The organism is Rhizobium mulingense (genome assembly GCF_029194105.1).
Taxonomy (GTDB): domain Bacteria; phylum Pseudomonadota; class Alphaproteobacteria; order Rhizobiales; family Rhizobiaceae; genus Rhizobium; species Rhizobium mulingense.
In genome coordinates, this window is record NZ_JARFVE010000010.1 from 1 (window position 1) to 14,793 (window position 14,793).

Here is a 14,793-nt window from a genome sequence, read left to right on the forward strand (position 1 = left end):
TGGCGCGAGTGACGGGGCTCGAACCCGCGACCTCCGGCGTGACAGGCCGGCACTCTAACCGACTGAGCTACACCCGCGCATGACGGACGGAAGAACCGGATGGCGGCGTTTTGTCGCCTCTTTTGAAATGGCGCGAGTGACGGGGCTCGAACCCGCGACCTCCGGCGTGACAGGCCGGCACTCTAACCGACTGAGCTACACCCGCACTTCATTTCAAGCAATCCGGATGCCTTCGCACCCTCACCAAAACGGCTGCCCGTTTCGATGAGCGGCTAACTACGGGGTTCGTCTTTTAGTGTCAAGCAGGTTTGGAGACAAAACCATGACAGTCGTTGAATTGTTTCGGCAAAGACCATGCGGGAAGAATGAAACGCCGGCAATTCCGTTGTCCGCCGCGGCACCGACGCCCGATCGAAGCCGACGACTCCAGCAATTGCCTATGCCCGCCGCCTTCCCCTCCCCTTTATCCACAGCCAGGCTGCGCCCGACCGCCACGGCAAAGGACAGGACTGTCGCCAAAAAAATCAAAAATTCTTCACAAACACTCTTGCGGTTTTGCCGCGATCCGCATAGATCACGGCCACCAACGCGGCAGGCCGATCCGGCTTCGCTCGCGATGGGCGATTAGCTCAGTTGGTAGAGCGCCTCGTTTACACCGAGGATGTCGGGAGTTCGAGTCTCTCATCGCCCACCATTTTTTCTCCTATTCGCGCCAAGTACCCAAGTGATATCGCGGCCTGGCAGACCGACGCTTGGTGCGCCTCGGTACCAATATTCGAGGCTGCATTCGGGAAGACATTTCGGCACAGCAAGGCGCGACGTCCGGCAGATCCAGATGCGCTCGGGAGTCTGAGACCTCCACCAAAACGGACTACTCCGGCAACCGCGCCACCTCCTATTGGGCGAATGGATGGGAGCCGGCGAACGTGGGAATATTCGCCGCCCGGAAAGTCTCCGCGCTTGAAGGTTTCTCACGCCTGGAGGGGTGCCATGAGAACTCTCTGCTCCGTATTGACGCTGTGCATCGCGATTGCCGTTGGCGCGCCAAGTCCCACCTACGTCAACCTGCCTGGCTATGCATTCAAGACGAAGCCGAACTGCCAGCGCCACAAACCAAAGACGCAATTTGACGCAAGGTGCGACTGGCCAAGATTGGGCTTCAAGGACTTTACGCCGCCGCTTGTGACGGTACTCGGGATCTGAAGACGTTCAGCGCCCGGATGCGCCTGGCAGCCGTAGGGCAATCATCCCTTCGCCAGTTCCTTGTCCACCGCCGAAACCAGCCGCGAATCATCGGCCGTCACGTCAGGCGCGAAGCGGGCGACGACTTTGCCGTCGCGCCCGATCAAGAATTTTTCAAAGTTCCAGAGAATGTCGTCCTCGTCGCCGCCTGCGATACCGTGGGCTTTCAGGCGATCGCGCATCGGGCCGTCGCCGGTGGTCTTCACGCCGGATTTGGTCAGTTGCCGGTAAAGCGGGTGCTGGGTCTCGCCCTTCACCGAGATCTTCGAGAAGATCGGGAAGGTGACGTCGTAGGTACTGGTGCAGAAATCGAGGATCTCGGCATCGGTGCCCGGCTCCTGGCCCTTGAAGTCGTTGGCGGGGAAAGCGGCGATGACGAAGCCGCGCTCGCGCTTTTCCCCGCAGAGCTTTTCCAGCCCCTCATATTGCGGCGTGAGCCCGCATTTCGAGGCGACATTGACGATCAAGACCACCCTGCCCTTGTAGTGGTTGAGCGTGGTTTCACGACCATCCATTGATTTTACAGGAATATCCAGCACGTTCGCCGTCACGGGAACCTCCATTTTGATAGAAAATTTCCGCAAACTTAGCGATATCGCCGCGATTGTCATCAGCGTCGGAATCACATCGGCGTCAACAGAATGCGGATGCCGGTGCGGGCTTGCGGCCGGCACCGGCTTGGACATATCAGGCGGGGGAGGTTTCCTTGGCGTCGAGCAGGAAATGCACGACGATATAATCCGTCTTGAAATGGCGGCCGCTGTCGGAGACCGATTCGACGCTGCCGCCGTCCTTCGGGTGCCAGGCGTGGTAGTGGGGATTGGTGGTGATCAGCGTGACGGCCTTGCCGGCCAGATCCCCTTCGCCCAGCCGGAAGCGCATCTCGGCGAGCGGCCAGATCCGCTCGTAATCCTCCATGGTGATGCGCGCCCTCAGCGCCTTCCGGTGCAACGGCGCCTCGCCGGCCTCGGCGGGTGATTCCAGCATCACCTCCTCGGCTCCGTTGAAGACGGCGTTGAATTCTTCCGGCCACATGCGTCTCATGAAATCGCTCCTCCCGAGGCTTTTTCGTCGGTCCACGAATGAAACTTAGCGATTTGTCCGAAAGAAGCAAATTCCCGTCATGTGGTTGTCATCGAGGTCCGCTGCTCCTACGTTCCCCGCAGACCGCATCCGGGCCGTCAACCGCCCGCAATCCGAGATCAGAGATGAAGACACGTGAAGAAAGGCAGGCGCTTAGGGCGAGCATGCCGCGCACCCCGCTCAGCGCCCACCATTTGGAAAACGCCCGCCTGCTGCCGGATCGCGGCGAGCTGCTCTACCGGATCCCGAATGGCGGCATCGGCGTCGAGGTTGGGGCGGCCTTCGGCGAATATACGGCGGAGATCCTCGAGAAGAATCGCCCGGCGCAGCTCTACCTCATCGATCCCTGGTCGATGGACCGCTACAGCTCCGGCCTCGATTCGATCCATGCGCAGTTCGCGACCGAGATCGCGGCCGGACGGCTGTATCTGATGCAGGGCACGTCGCTCGAAAAGCTCGCCGAATTCGAGGACGATTTCCTCGACTGGGCGTATATCGATACCGACCATTCCTTCGAGCTCACCTGGCAGGAACTGCTGCTCTGCGAAAAGAAGGTGAAGCGGACGGGGCGCATTGCCGGGCATGATTTCTGCACCGGCAATACCGTCAAACCGATCGTCTATGGCGTCGTCGAGGCGGTCACCAAGTTCTGCAAGGATTACGGCTGGCAATTCGAGTTCCTGACGGTCGAATCACATGCGCATTTTTCCTACTGCCTGAAGCGGCTCTAACCGGCCGACAACGCGCCGGAATATTGCGCGTCGCTGACATGCTCCATCCAGTCGACATGCTTGCCGTCCAGCGCCTCGTGAATGGCGATGTGCGTCATCGCCGTATCCGGGGCAGCACCATGCCAATGTTTTTCACCCGGGGCGAACCAGACGGTGTCGCCGGCGCGAATCTCGCGGATGTCATCGCCCCAGCTCTGGGCAAGCCCCTTGCCCGAGGTGACGATCAGCGTCTGGCCGAGCGGATGCGTGTGCCAGGCCGTGCGGGCGCCGGGTTCGAAAGTGACGGAGGTTGCCCGCACCCGGGCCGGCGCCGGCGGCTCGATCAGCGGATCCTGGCGAACGGCGCCGGTGAAATAGTCGGCCGGCGGTTTCATCGAGGGGCGAGAGCCGGCGGGTTTGATGTCCATGATCGTTCCTTTTCTATTCCATTGCGTTTGAAGCCTTGTAACCTGACGATATTTCATCGAGGCGAGCGATCAAGGCCGGATCGGCAATTGCCGCATAGTGGCCCTGCTGATAGGCCAATATCTTTCATCACCTAAAGTGCGTCGAATTGAACTTGGTTCATGCGACACGCTTTGGTTCTTTGTTTTTACGCATGTCGTTATCCCGGAACCGCTGCACACTTCCCGGGGCAACATGCATTGGGAGAATTTCTCATGAAACATCATGCTTTCGGCCGCATGCCCTTTACCGTTACCAATGTCGGCTTCGGCGCCTGGCAGATCGGCGGCTCATGGGGCGATATCAGCGAGGCGGACGGGCGTGCGGCTCTGAATGCCGCGCTCGATGCCGGCATGACCTTCATCGATACGGCTGACGTCTATGGCGACGGCCGTTCGGAAAAAATCATCGCCGACGTGCTGAAGGCGCGTGGCGGCGAGCGCCCAATGGTCGCCACCAAGGCGGGCCGCCGCCTCAATCCGCATGTCGCCGAAGGCTACAGCAAGGCCAATCTCGAAGGCTTCATCGACCGCAGCCTGAAAAACCTTGCCGTCGATAGTGTCGACCTGGTGCAGCTGCACTGCCCGCCACGCGAGGTGTTTTACCAGCCCGAGGTCTTCGACAGTCTAGACGCGTTGCAGACGGCCGGTAAGATCAAGGGTTACGGCGTCAGCGTCGAAAAAGTCGAGGACGGGCTGAAGGCGATCGAGTATCCCGGCGTCGTCAGCATCCAGATCATCTACAACATCTTCCGCCAGCGCCCCGACCACCTGTTCTTTGCCGAGGCCAGGCGCAAGAACGTGGCGATCATCGCCCGTGTGCCGCTGGCAAGCGGCCTGCTCTCCGGCAAGATCACCCGCGAGACGCATTTTGCCAGCGACGACCACCGCAATTTCAATCGCCATGGCGAAGCCTTCGATGTCGGCGAGACCTTTGCCGGCGTGCCGTTCGAGGTTGGCCTGCAGGCGGTGGAAGAGGTGCGCACGCTGGTGCCCACCGGCGCGACCATGGCCGCTTTTGCGCTGCGTTGGATCCTGATGAGCGACGCCGTCACCGTCGTCATCCCCGGCGCCCGCAATGGCGAACAGGCCAAGGCCAATGCGGCGGCTGCCGATCTGGCGCCGCTTGCGGCCGACGTCATGGCGGCGACGCGCGAGATCTACACGCGGCTGATCGCGCAGCATGTGCATCAGCGTTGGTAGGGCTGGAGCTGCTTCTTTGTGAGGGCTGCGGGAAGCATCAATGAACCGTCCTAGTTGAAGGCCTCAGCCCTCTCCTCCTCCATGCGCGGCCTTGAGCCGAGCGTGCACCCGCACGCATGAGAGGTCGCAGCATGGATCCTCGGCTCAAGGCAGCTCAAGGCCGAGGATGACGGAGGGTGGGGAGGCGTCCATGCCAAACTCCAACCTCACTGCGCCGCAAGCCGTTGTAATTGCTCCAGCATCTCGCCTCCTGCCCATCGCGTCCGCCAATCTCCGTTATGCTCGGACTTGACCCCAGCATCCGCACGCGTGAGAGGCAGGGGCATGGATCCTCGGCTCAAGGCCAAGGATGACGGAGTGTGGGGAGGCGCCCATGCCAAACTCCAACCTCCCTGCACCCGCAAGCTGTTGTAAATGCTTCAGCATCTCGCCTCCTGCCAGTCGCGTCCCGCCGAAGCCCTCTGCTTTGCAAATGTTCTTCAGTCGGATGCCCTCGCCTTCCCACCGTGAATGCGGACACCCCTTGGATGCTCGGCATCAAGAGAGGCCGGACTTTCGCCCGGCCTCTCCCTTATCCCTCTATGACGCCTCAGTTCGTGGCGCTGAGATCAACCGGGAAGAACAGCGTCTCGCCGGAGGAGTCGCTGACGCCGTCGTTGTCGGTGACGGCATAGGGCTTGCCCGATGCGTCGAAGGTGAAGCCTTCGAGCTTGTCGAGCACGTAGCCGTTGGTCGCGCTCTTGAGTTCGCCGAGGAAATCGTGGGCTTCGGTCTTCTTGACGACGGGCAGTTCGCCGCCGAGCTTGGCGGGCTTCAGCTCCGAGATCGCCACCTTGTAGAGCTTCTTCAGCTTGGCGGCATCGCCGACGAGGTTGTCGCGCTCGATTATGTAGACGCTGTCGCCCTGAGCCGAAATTTCCGACAGGCCGACCCAGCCGCTTTCCGTCTTGTCGAGCGGATAGCGCACGGCGCCCCATTCCTTCTTCTTCGGATTGTAGGAGACGAGCTTGACGAAGCCCTTCTGGTCGTCGCCCCACTCGCGCTGGACCGCCATCCAGAGCGTGGCATCGTCGCCGGTGCCGATAATGGTCACACCTTCGAAACCGAAGCGGATTTCATTGGCGGCGAGTTCCTTCGGCAGGGCAATCTCGGCCTTGATGTCTCCCTTGGCATTGACGTTATAGAGGGCGTGCGGCACGAGACGCTCGCTATAGCCTTCCGAGGCGAGCCAGAAGGAGCCGTCGGCGGCAACCGCGATGCCTTCGATGTCGAGCTTCTGGGCCGGGGCGCCGTCACGCTTGACGACGAGTGCATCGGTGATGACCGCTGGCTTCTTGCTGGCATCGATCGTGTAGATCGTCGGCTGCGAGCCGAGAACGCTGTCGCTGACGGCATAGAGCATGCCCGGCTTACCGGGAACGGCGGCCAGACCCGAAAGTGCTGCGAAGCCGATCGGATTGCCGTCCTTGTCGGCGGAGACGATCTTCGGATAGGCTTTCTCGCCTTCCGAGCGCTCGTAGATCATCACATGCGAGCGCGCGCCGCCATCCTTTCCGAGGTCGAGCTCGTTGGCGGTGGCAAAGAGATTGCGCTGGGGAATAGCGACGCCACCCTCCGGCGAAATGCCGGACGGCAGCAGTTGGATGAGTTCGGGGTCGGCGCCGGTGTCCTTATAGACGCCGACGACCGAGGCGCGCTCGGCGAGCAGGAAGAAATATTGGTCATCGCCGAACTTGGCAGCTTCGAGGCCTTCCGGCTCGACGCCCTTCGATCCCGAGCGGCTTTCCGGATAGTGGCCGAGATGGGCGACGGCGCGTTCGAAGGATGCGCCCGATTCGTAGAGAAGCTTGCCCGTCTTGTCGAAGATGGTGAAACCGCGCGAGCCGCCCTGGTAATCGCCCTCATTGGCGACAACGAGGCGGTTGTCGTCCAGCCACTTCACGGCGTCGGGCTCGCGCAGTACTCCCTTGGATTCGCCAGTGAATTTCAGCGCGCCGTCACGCTTGGTGTCGATTTCGGTGAGATCGACGCTGCCGGCGGAGAAATGCGTCTTCACCTCAGCCGTATTGGCGTCGATGATGACGATCTCGTTGTTTTCCTGTAGCGTCAGGGCAATCTCGTTCAGCCCGTTGAAGGCGACGAATTCCGGCTCCGGATCCTCAGGGGCAACGCCGGCGAGACCGGTCAGCGTCACATGCTTGATGCTGCTGCAATCAACAGTGCCGTTCTTGACCTGGAAGACGACGAGGTCGCCGGCCGGCATCTGCGGGATCTTGCCGTCATTGACGTCTTCGTCGCGCTCGTTTTCGATCGCAATAGTGCCGATCGTCTTGTCCTTGTTGAGGGCGATCGAATCCGGCTGGCCGCCGAGATCGCAGCTGTTTTCGATCTTCTTCGTCGCCACGTCGACGATCGCCAGGCGGCCTGAGGGCTTCGCCTTGCTCTCGGAGGTGTTGACGGCCACGAGCGCCTTGCCGGCGCTCGAGGTGACCGATGTCGGCTCGCCGTCCATCATCAGCGCGCCGCCTGATTTCGGCGCCTTGGCGTCGCTGATGTCGATGAAGCCGATCGCGCGGAGCGGGCTGTCGCTGTAGATCAGCGTATTGCCATCGTCGGTCGCGGTGATGATTTCGGCCGATGTCGGCGACAGCTTGTCTTTGTCATCAGGCAGGTTCTGAGCGACCGGGAAAGAGGCGATGCGGTTGAAGACCGGCTCGGCGGCGGCCGGAAAGGCAACGGATACGAGAAGCACGGCAGCAAGCGCTGCCTGGCGCGATGAAATCGTCATGAAATCCCCCATGTGGCGAATGGTCGAAACACGGGTTTTCTGCGGGACTGCCATGACAGAGACATGACAGTCCGTGACATTTCATGCGGAGGCCGTCTGCCTTTCCCGACGCATCTCGTTGCGCATGATGAAGAGCGATGCGGCGAGGATGAGGCCGGCTCCCAGCCAGAGATAACCGGCCGGCGCATAACCGAAGAACAGCCAGCCGGCGAGCACGTTGAGCGGCAGCTTCAGATCGTCGAACGGCTGCACATAGGCAGCGTCGGCGCTGGCATAGGCAAGGGTAAGCAGATATTGCGCCACGACCGTCAGGAGGCCCGCCAGAAGGGAGAGAGCCAGCGTCGCACCCGTCGGCACGGCGAGGCCCGCCGCAAGTGCCAGCCCGCCGTTGATCGACGTCAGCAGCACCAGCAGCCAGAGGGTGATCGTCTCCGGCTTCTCAATGCCGGTCAGGCTCTTGGTGATCAGCGACGATGCACCCCAGAGCAGCGCCGAGAGCACCGGCAGCAACGCTGCCCAGGTGAAACTGTCGGACCAAGGCTGCAGGATAATCATCGCGCCGGAAAAGCCGACAGCCGTTGCCGCCCAGCGGGCGGCGCCGACGCGTTCGCCGAGGAACAGCCGGGCGCCGAGGACGATGAAGAAGGGCGAGGTCATGACGAGCGCAATCGCCTGCCAGATCGGCACCGAAGCAAGGCTGGCAACCCATGCCACGACGCCGAGCGCGGCAAAGACCACGCGCACGACATGCCGCCAGGGATAGCTGGTGCGCATGGCCGAAAGGCCTGCCTTGCGCAGGAAGGGCAAGGAGAAAAGGAAGGCGAAGGCATATTGCCAGAAGGCCGCCGAGGCCGGGGGAAAGGCGAGCGTCATGGTCAGCCACTGGGTGGCGACGTTGAGTAGCGAAAAGGCCACGCCTCCAAGCACCATGAAGGTTGCGCCGGCAAAGGCGCGGGATTGAGAGACTGCAAGGGAATTCTGATTCATGTCTTTTATCCGAAATAAGGACTCACATAAATCAGGACGCATGAGGCGATGACACGCTGGCGCCGGCAGTCCCCTGCCCGCACGCGGCCATGCTCATTCTCTTTCATCCGGACTATACCGTCGGCTCCGGAATCGCACCGGATCTGCTGACCCTTCCCGCGCGACAGCTTGGGAAAGCGCTCGCGGGCTCGGACCGTAGCCCTTACCGCCGGTGGGAGTTTCACCCCGCCCTGAGAACAGCTCCGTGGTAAAACAAAGTCCCGCATGCGGCAAGCGGACAAGCCAAAAAGGGGCCCGGCATAGCCGAACCCCTCTCAAAACCCTGCACAGCCGGTCTCGTTTACGGCTGGCGGATAATCTTTAATCAGCCGTTGACGGCGTCCTTCAGGCCCTTGCCGGGCGTGAACTTCGGCACGTTGCGAGCCGGAATGTCGACTTCAGCGCCGGTGGACGGGTTGCGGCCCTTCGATGCTGCACGATGAGAAACGGTGAAGCTGCCGAACCCTGCGAGGCGGATGTCGCCCTTGTTCTTGAGTTCAGCCTGGACAACGTCGAAAACCGCGTCGACAGCGGAAGCCGCGTCAGACTTCGTCAGTCCCGCCTTTTCGGCCACTGCGGACACGAGTTCATTCTTGTTCATGTTTCCACCCCTTTCTAAATGGTATGAAACGACTCAAATGTAAGCTAGGCGCAGAATAGGTTTCATCAGGCCCGCCGGGAACCCAGAAGCCCTGCAAATCAAGGAAAAGCAAGCGTCTCCATGACGTTTTCACAAAAAAGGCTGGCGTTTCCGCCAGCCTTTTTGCGTCTTTTGCGCCAAATGGGCATAAATGTGGCAAGCGCCACTCAATGCGCTATGGTTGCGCCCGTCTCATCAAGGCCTTCGACCGATGTGATCACAGGCGTTTCCACCGTGCCATCCCACTCGATCGGCTCGGGCCGGCGGATCAGCGCGTGCTTGATCACCTCGCCCATGCGGGAGACCGGGATGATCTCCATGTTGTTCTTCACGTTGTCAGGAATCTCCGCCAGGTCCTTGGCGTTTTCCTCCGGAATCAGCACCTTCTTGATGCCGCCGCGAAGCGCTGCGAGCAGCTTTTCCTTGAGACCGCCGATCGGCAGCACACGGCCGCGAAGGGTGATTTCACCGGTCATGGCCACATGCTTGTTCACCGGGATGCCGGTCATGATCGAGACGATGGCGGTCGCCATGGCGACACCGGCCGAGGGGCCATCCTTCGGCGTGGCGCCTTCCGGCACGTGCACGTGGATGTCGTTCTTTTCGAACATTGGCGGTTCGATGCCGAAATCGACGGCGCGCGAGCGGACATAGGAGGCCGCTGCCGAAATCGATTCCTTCATGACGTCCTTCAGATTGCCGGTGACCGTCATGCGGCCCTTGCCCGGCATCATCACGCCTTCGATCGTCAGCAGCTCGCCGCCGACTTCCGTCCACGCCAGACCGGTGACGACGCCGACCTGATCCTCGCCCTCGGCTTCGCCGTGACGGAAGCGCGGGACGCCCAGGTAATCGGCGATGTTGGCGGCCGTCACGTGAACGGACTTCGTCTTGCCCTTGATAATCTCGGTCACCGCCTTGCGGGCGAGCTTCATCAATTCGCGTTCGAAGCTGCGGACACCGGCTTCACGGGTATACTGCTGGCTGATCGCCATCAGGGCGTCGTCGCTGACCGAAAATTCCTCGGGTTGCAGCGCATGCTCCTTGATGGCCTTCGGCAGCAGGTGCCGCTTGGCGATCTCGCGCTTTTCATCTTCGGTGTAGCCGGCGATACGGATGATCTCCATGCGATCCATCAGCGGCGCCGGGATGTTGAGCGTATTCGCCGTCGTGATGAACATCACGTCCGACAGGTCGTATTCAACTTCCAGGTAATGGTCCATGAAGGTCGAATTCTGCGCCGGATCGAGCACTTCGAGCAAGGCCGAAGACGGATCACCGCGATAGTCCTGGCCGAGCTTGTCGATTTCGTCGAGCAGGAAGAGCGGGTTCGACTTCTTTGCCTTTTTCATCGACTGGATGACCTTGCCGGGCATCGAGCCGATATAGGTGCGGCGGTGACCGCGGATTTCGGCTTCGTCGCGAACGCCACCGAGCGCCATGCGGACATACTCACGGCCGGTCGCCTTGGCGATCGACTGGGCGAGCGAGGTCTTGCCGACGCCGGGAGGTCCGACGAGGCAGAGGATCGGACCCTTGATCTTGGTGGCGCGGGCCTGCACGGCGAGATATTCGACGATGCGCTCCTTGACCTTATCGAGACCGAAGTGATCGGCTTCGAGGATCTTCTCGGCATTGTTGAGATCGGCCTTGATCTTCGACTTCTTGCCCCACGGGATGCCGAGCAGCCAGTCCAGATAGTTGCGCACGACGGTGGCTTCGGCCGACATCGGGCTCATCTGGCGCAGCTTCTTCAGCTCCGCATCGGCCTTTTCACGGGCCTCCTTGGACAGCTTGGTCTTGGCGATGCGCTCTTCCAGTTCGCTCATCTCGTCGCGGCCTTCCTCGCCGTCGCCGAGTTCCTTCTGGATCGCCTTCATCTGCTCATTGAGATAGTATTCGCGCTGGGTCTTCTCCATCTGGCGCTTGACACGCGAGCGGATGCGCTTTTCGACCTGCAGCACCGAGATCTCGCCTTCCATGAAGCCGAGGGCCTTTTCCAGGCGCTGCTTGACGCTGGTCGTCTCCAGCATCTCCTGCTTCTCGGTGATCTTGATCGACAGGTGCGAGGCGACCGTATCGGCGAGCTTGGAATAGTCGTCGATCTGGCTGGCGGCGCCGACCACTTCAGGCGAAATCTTCTTGTTGAGCTTCACATAGCTTTCGAATTCGGAAACGACCGAGCGCGACAATGCTTCCAGCTCGACCGGATCGTCATGCGGCTCCTCGAGCACATGGCCGAGCGCCTCATAGAAATCTTCGCGGCTAGTATAGGTGTCAATCTCAGCGCGGGCGCGGCCTTCGACTAGAACCTTGACGGTGCCGTCGGGCAGCTTGAGCAGCTGCAGTACATTGGCGACCGTGCCCACATTGTGAATTGCCGAAGGGTCCGGATCGTCGTCACTGGCGTTGATCTGCGTCACCAGCATGATCTGCTTGTCAGACCCCATGACCTCTTCGAGCGCACGGATCGACTTTTCCCGTCCGACGAACAGCGGCACGATCATGTGCGGGAATACCACGATGTCGCGCAAAGGCAGAACAGGGTAGGCAGTGCTGCTCGCTACAGACGTTTTCTTCGTCATTTTTTTGTCCTTTCCATCGTCCCGTTACCGGGCTCTCTGCACGGCCGCTTGGGACCGGCCGGCTCTCACTTGGTTCTACAAGTGGAGGTTCTGACTACGCTTTTCAAGCCACGCTAACGCCCGCGTTCCCCGGATGTGACAGCTTTGTTACAACGGAACGCCAACACTATGAAGAGCGTGGCTGGACCGGCGCTTACCATTTCCGGCCAGGCTCAATACAACGCCAGCAACAGGCTTACGAGATCATCCCACCATTGCCAAGCATCACCCCTGCGCAACATCGGCAAAGGCAATTCCGGTCCCACCGACAAATACTAACAGCGCCTCGGATGATTTTTCAAATAGAAAGGGGCCTGCTGATGGCAAGCCCCCAAAATAATGGTGCGAAAGCGCAAGGTCACGCCGAAGCGTTGGCCTTTTCTTCCTGACGGTCGGCATAGATATAAAGCGGACGGGCCGAACCGCGCACCACTTCCTCCGAGATGACCACCTCGCGCACACCTTCCAGCGTCGGCAGTTCGAACATCGTGTCGAGCAGGATCTTCTCCATGATCGAGCGGAGGCCGCGGGCGCCGGTCTTGCGCACGATCGCCTTGCGGGCGATTTCGCGCAGTGCGTCTTCGTGGAAGGTCAGCTCGACGTCTTCCATCTCGAACAGGCGCTGGTACTGCTTGATCAGCGCGTTCTTCGGCTCCGACAGGATCTGGATCAGCGCGTCCTCGTCGAGATCCTCGAGCGTCGCCAGAACCGGCAGACGGCCGATGAATTCGGGGATGAGGCCGAACTTGACCAGGTCTTCGGGCTCGAGTTCGCGCAGGACTTCGCCGACGCGGCGGTCGTCCTGGGCCTTGACGGTCGCGCCGAAGCCGATCGAGGTCTTCTCGCCGCGGGCGGAGATGATCTTGTCGAGGCCGGCGAAGGCGCCGCCGCAGATGAACAGGATGTTCGTCGTGTCGACCTGCAGGAATTCCTGCTGCGGGTGCTTGCGGCCGCCCTGCGGCGGAACGGAAGCGACCGTGCCTTCCATGATCTTCAGAAGCGCCTGCTGCACGCCTTCGCCCGAGACGTCACGGGTGATCGACGGATTGTCGGACTTGCGCGAAATCTTGTCGACTTCGTCGATGTAGACGATGCCGCGCTGGGCGCGCTCGACATTGTAGTCGGCTGCCTGCAGGAGCTTCAGGATGATGTTTTCGACGTCCTCGCCGACATAGCCGGCTTCCGTCAGCGTCGTCGCATCGGCCATGGTGAAGGGAACGTCGATGATGCGGGCAAGCGTCTGGGCAAGATAGGTCTTGCCGCAGCCGGTCGGGCCGACGAGCATGATGTTCGACTTCGCCAATTCGACTTCGCCGTTCTTGGAGGCGTGGGCCAGGCGTTTGTAATGGTTGTGAACGGCGACAGACAGGATCTTCTTCGCCTGCCGCTGGCCGATGACATATTCGTCGAGGACCTTGATGATGTCCTGGGGCGTCGGAACGCCGTCGCGGGACTTGACCATCGAGGACTTGTTTTCCTCGCGGATGATGTCCATGCACAATTCGACGCATTCATCGCAGATGAAGACGGTCGGTCCGGCAATCAGTTTCCGGACTTCGTGCTGGCTCTTTCCGCAGAACGAACAATAGAGGGTGTTCTTGGAGTCGCCGCCGTTGCTGCCGCTGACCTTGCTCATATCATTTTCCTTCCAGCACGCCGCATTTCAAGGCGAAATCGCGGTCCACTCTATCAGCTCCTGGCGGCACTCCGTTTCCGGAGCCTTTGCCGAGAAGGGCTTCAGGGGCTACGAACCGGTTCCAGTCAACCATGTCCAGGTTCCGGCGGCAACGAATCCCCTTCGAATGCCAAATGCTATGTCACAAAAATTCAACATAGCATTAATAGTTACTATTAGTGTCTTCACCGCCGGATGAAAGCCCTTGTTCGATCACAAATGAGATAGAACTGTGGCGGCAAAAACACCATCCCAATTAATTACTAGGCCTGCTCGCCTTCCATCTCGAGGCGCGAGGTCAGAACCTTGTCGATCACGCCCCAGCCCTGGGCCTCATCCGCATCCATGAAATGGTCACGATCGAGGGTCTTTTCAACTTCCTCGTAGGTGCGGCCGGTGTGCTTGACGTAGACTTCGTTGAGGCGGCGCTTCATCTTGAGGATGTCGCGGGCGTGGCGCTCGATATCCGAGGCCTGGCCCTGGAAGCCGCCCGAGGGCTGGTGCACCATGATGCGGGAGTTCGGCGTGGCGAAGCGCATGTCCTTGTGGCCGGCGGCCAGCAGCAGCGAGCCCATGGACGCAGCCTGGCCGATGCAAAGCGTCGAAACCGCCGGTTTGATGAACTGCATCGTATCGTAGATCGCCATGCCGGCGGTGACGACGCCACCAGGCGAATTGATGTAGAGGGCGATTTCCTTCTTCGGGTTTTCGGCCTCGAGGAAGAGCAGCTGGGCGCAGACAAGCGTCGCCATGTGATCCTCGACGGCGCCGGTCAGGAAGATGATGCGTTCCTTCAACAGGCGGGAATAGATGTCGTAGGAGCGTTCACCGCGGTTGGTCTGTTCCACGACCATCGGCACGAGGGCCATTGCGGTATCAACTGGGTTTCTCATGTGCGTCCTTTGTCAACGTCATGCCGGCGGCCGCCGGGAATCAAAGAAAATGCCATATCCCTACATAGAGTGTCCCTGCCCTCCTCTTCAAGACACGCATGAGGATAACGTTAAGAAGGCGGGGCACGGCGGCTTCAGGTCCTCTTTCATGCATGTGGTCATCCCGGAACCGCTGCACACTTCCGGGCGACGTGCATCGAGCTTCGGCGCCGGCAGCCTCTTTCTCGTAAATGGCTGATGACCGCGAGCCCCCGGCGGCGTCTCCCCCCGCTTTTCTCCATGACAGGATGAAGGAAAGCTTACTCCATCCAGCAGCGCTCACATACGTTTACCCAACGGAAAGCCTACCGCCAGATACCGGCCGAAAATCATGCCGCACCGCAACTGCATTAAGGAAGTGGCGAGCTTCCTCAGCAAGGATGCGGCCAACAGACAAGGTCGACGG

11 protein-coding genes, 3 tRNA genes and 1 riboswitch are annotated in these 14,793 nt (G+C 60.6%); of the genes, 3 read left to right on the forward strand and 11 right to left on the reverse strand.

Annotated elements, in window-relative coordinates:
- Together PYR71_RS21210 and PYR71_RS21215 are read right to left on the reverse strand one after the other, a co-directional pair.
- Window positions 1-77, reverse strand: a tRNA-Asp gene (locus tag PYR71_RS21210).
- Between the two features lie 51 nt (window positions 78-128).
- Window positions 129-205: transfer RNA gene (locus tag PYR71_RS21215), tRNA-Asp, on the reverse strand.
- Window positions 206-618: 413 nt separating this feature from the next.
- On the opposite strand from PYR71_RS21215, the gene PYR71_RS21220 reads away from it, so the two are divergent.
- Window positions 619-694 (forward strand) — tRNA-Val (locus PYR71_RS21220).
- Window positions 695-1,244: 550 nt separating this feature from the next.
- On the opposite strand, the gene PYR71_RS21225 is transcribed toward PYR71_RS21220, so the two are convergent.
- Both PYR71_RS21225 and PYR71_RS21230 read right to left on the reverse strand, forming a co-directional pair.
- The gene (locus PYR71_RS21225; protein ID WP_275620727.1) at window positions 1,245-1,793 is read right to left on the reverse strand and encodes a glutathione peroxidase; all 549 of its coding nucleotides are present in this window, start codon (window positions 1,791-1,793) and stop codon (window positions 1,245-1,247) included.
- Window positions 1,794-1,929: 136 nt separating this feature from the next.
- Window positions 1,930-2,286 carry a hypothetical protein gene (locus PYR71_RS21230; RefSeq protein WP_275620728.1) on the reverse strand — a complete coding sequence of 119 codons (357 nt, stop codon included), beginning with the start codon at window positions 2,284-2,286 and terminating at the stop codon, window positions 1,930-1,932.
- A 164-nt stretch (window positions 2,287-2,450) separates the two neighbouring features.
- Between PYR71_RS21230 and PYR71_RS21235 the strand changes: the two genes are divergently transcribed.
- Entirely contained in the window at window positions 2,451-3,056 is a 606-nt protein-coding gene (locus PYR71_RS21235) for a class I SAM-dependent methyltransferase (protein WP_275620729.1), read from the forward strand.
- On the opposite strand, the gene PYR71_RS21240 is transcribed toward PYR71_RS21235, so the two are convergent.
- Window positions 3,053-3,463, reverse strand: coding sequence for a (R)-mandelonitrile lyase (locus PYR71_RS21240; protein WP_275620730.1), 411 nt, complete (start codon window positions 3,461-3,463; stop codon window positions 3,053-3,055). The genes PYR71_RS21235 and PYR71_RS21240 overlap by 4 nt on opposite strands.
- Before the next feature lie 252 nt (window positions 3,464-3,715).
- Here PYR71_RS21240 and PYR71_RS21245 point away from each other — a divergent pair, with 252 nt between their 5' ends.
- Window positions 3,716-4,702 carry an aldo/keto reductase gene (locus PYR71_RS21245; RefSeq protein ID WP_275620731.1) on the forward strand — a complete coding sequence of 329 codons (987 nt, stop codon included), beginning with the start codon at window positions 3,716-3,718 and terminating at the stop codon, window positions 4,700-4,702.
- Between the two features lie 589 nt (window positions 4,703-5,291).
- Here the strand turns inward: PYR71_RS21245 and PYR71_RS21250 are convergent.
- From PYR71_RS21250 to clpP, 6 genes are all read right to left on the reverse strand, one after another.
- Entirely contained in the window at window positions 5,292-7,490 is a 2,199-nt protein-coding gene (locus tag PYR71_RS21250; protein WP_275620732.1) for an esterase-like activity of phytase family protein, read from the reverse strand.
- Window positions 7,491-7,571: 81 nt separating this feature from the next.
- Window positions 7,572-8,486 carry a DMT family transporter gene (locus tag PYR71_RS21255; RefSeq protein WP_430523413.1) on the reverse strand — a complete coding sequence of 305 codons (915 nt, stop codon included), beginning with the start codon at window positions 8,484-8,486 and terminating at the stop codon, window positions 7,572-7,574.
- Window positions 8,487-8,568: 82 nt separating this feature from the next.
- Window positions 8,569-8,719: riboswitch (FMN riboswitch) on the reverse strand.
- A 122-nt stretch (window positions 8,720-8,841) separates the two neighbouring features.
- Window positions 8,842-9,117, reverse strand: coding sequence for a DNA-binding protein HupB (gene hupB, locus PYR71_RS21260; RefSeq protein ID WP_003547346.1), 276 nt, complete (start codon window positions 9,115-9,117; stop codon window positions 8,842-8,844).
- 206 nt (window positions 9,118-9,323) lie between these two features.
- Window positions 9,324-11,741 carry an endopeptidase La gene (gene lon, locus PYR71_RS21265; protein WP_275620734.1) on the reverse strand — a complete coding sequence of 806 codons (2,418 nt, stop codon included), beginning with the start codon at window positions 11,739-11,741 and terminating at the stop codon, window positions 9,324-9,326.
- A 397-nt stretch (window positions 11,742-12,138) separates the two neighbouring features.
- A complete protein-coding gene (clpX, locus tag PYR71_RS21270; RefSeq protein ID WP_004680013.1) occupies window positions 12,139-13,416 on the reverse strand; it encodes an ATP-dependent Clp protease ATP-binding subunit ClpX in 1,278 nt (425 codons plus the stop codon).
- 302 nt (window positions 13,417-13,718) lie between these two features.
- Window positions 13,719-14,348: an ATP-dependent Clp endopeptidase proteolytic subunit ClpP gene (clpP, locus tag PYR71_RS21275; RefSeq protein ID WP_003573944.1), complete on the reverse strand. Its 630-nt coding sequence runs from the start codon at window positions 14,346-14,348 to the stop codon at window positions 13,719-13,721.
- Between the last annotated feature and the right edge of the window lie 445 nt (window positions 14,349-14,793).

Coding starts and splice junctions, on each gene's coding strand:
- hupB (WP_003547346.1), bottom strand. CDS start 9,117: ATGAACAAGAATGAACTCGTGTCCGCAGTGGCCGAAAAGGCGGGACTG.
- PYR71_RS21245 (WP_275620731.1), top strand. CDS start 3,716: ATGAAACATCATGCTTTCGGCCGCATGCCCTTTACCGTTACCAATGTC.
- lon (WP_275620734.1), bottom strand. CDS start 11,741: ATGACGAAGAAAACGTCTGTAGCGAGCAGCACTGCCTACCCTGTTCTG.
- PYR71_RS21235 (WP_275620729.1), top strand. CDS start 2,451: ATGAAGACACGTGAAGAAAGGCAGGCGCTTAGGGCGAGCATGCCGCGC.
- PYR71_RS21240 (WP_275620730.1), bottom strand. CDS start 3,463: ATGGACATCAAACCCGCCGGCTCTCGCCCCTCGATGAAACCGCCGGCC.
- clpP (WP_003573944.1), bottom strand. CDS start 14,348: ATGAGAAACCCAGTTGATACCGCAATGGCCCTCGTGCCGATGGTCGTG.
- PYR71_RS21250 (WP_275620732.1), bottom strand. CDS start 7,490: ATGACGATTTCATCGCGCCAGGCAGCGCTTGCTGCCGTGCTTCTCGTA.
- PYR71_RS21230 (WP_275620728.1), bottom strand. CDS start 2,286: ATGAGACGCATGTGGCCGGAAGAATTCAACGCCGTCTTCAACGGAGCC.
- clpX (WP_004680013.1), bottom strand. CDS start 13,416: ATGAGCAAGGTCAGCGGCAGCAACGGCGGCGACTCCAAGAACACCCTC.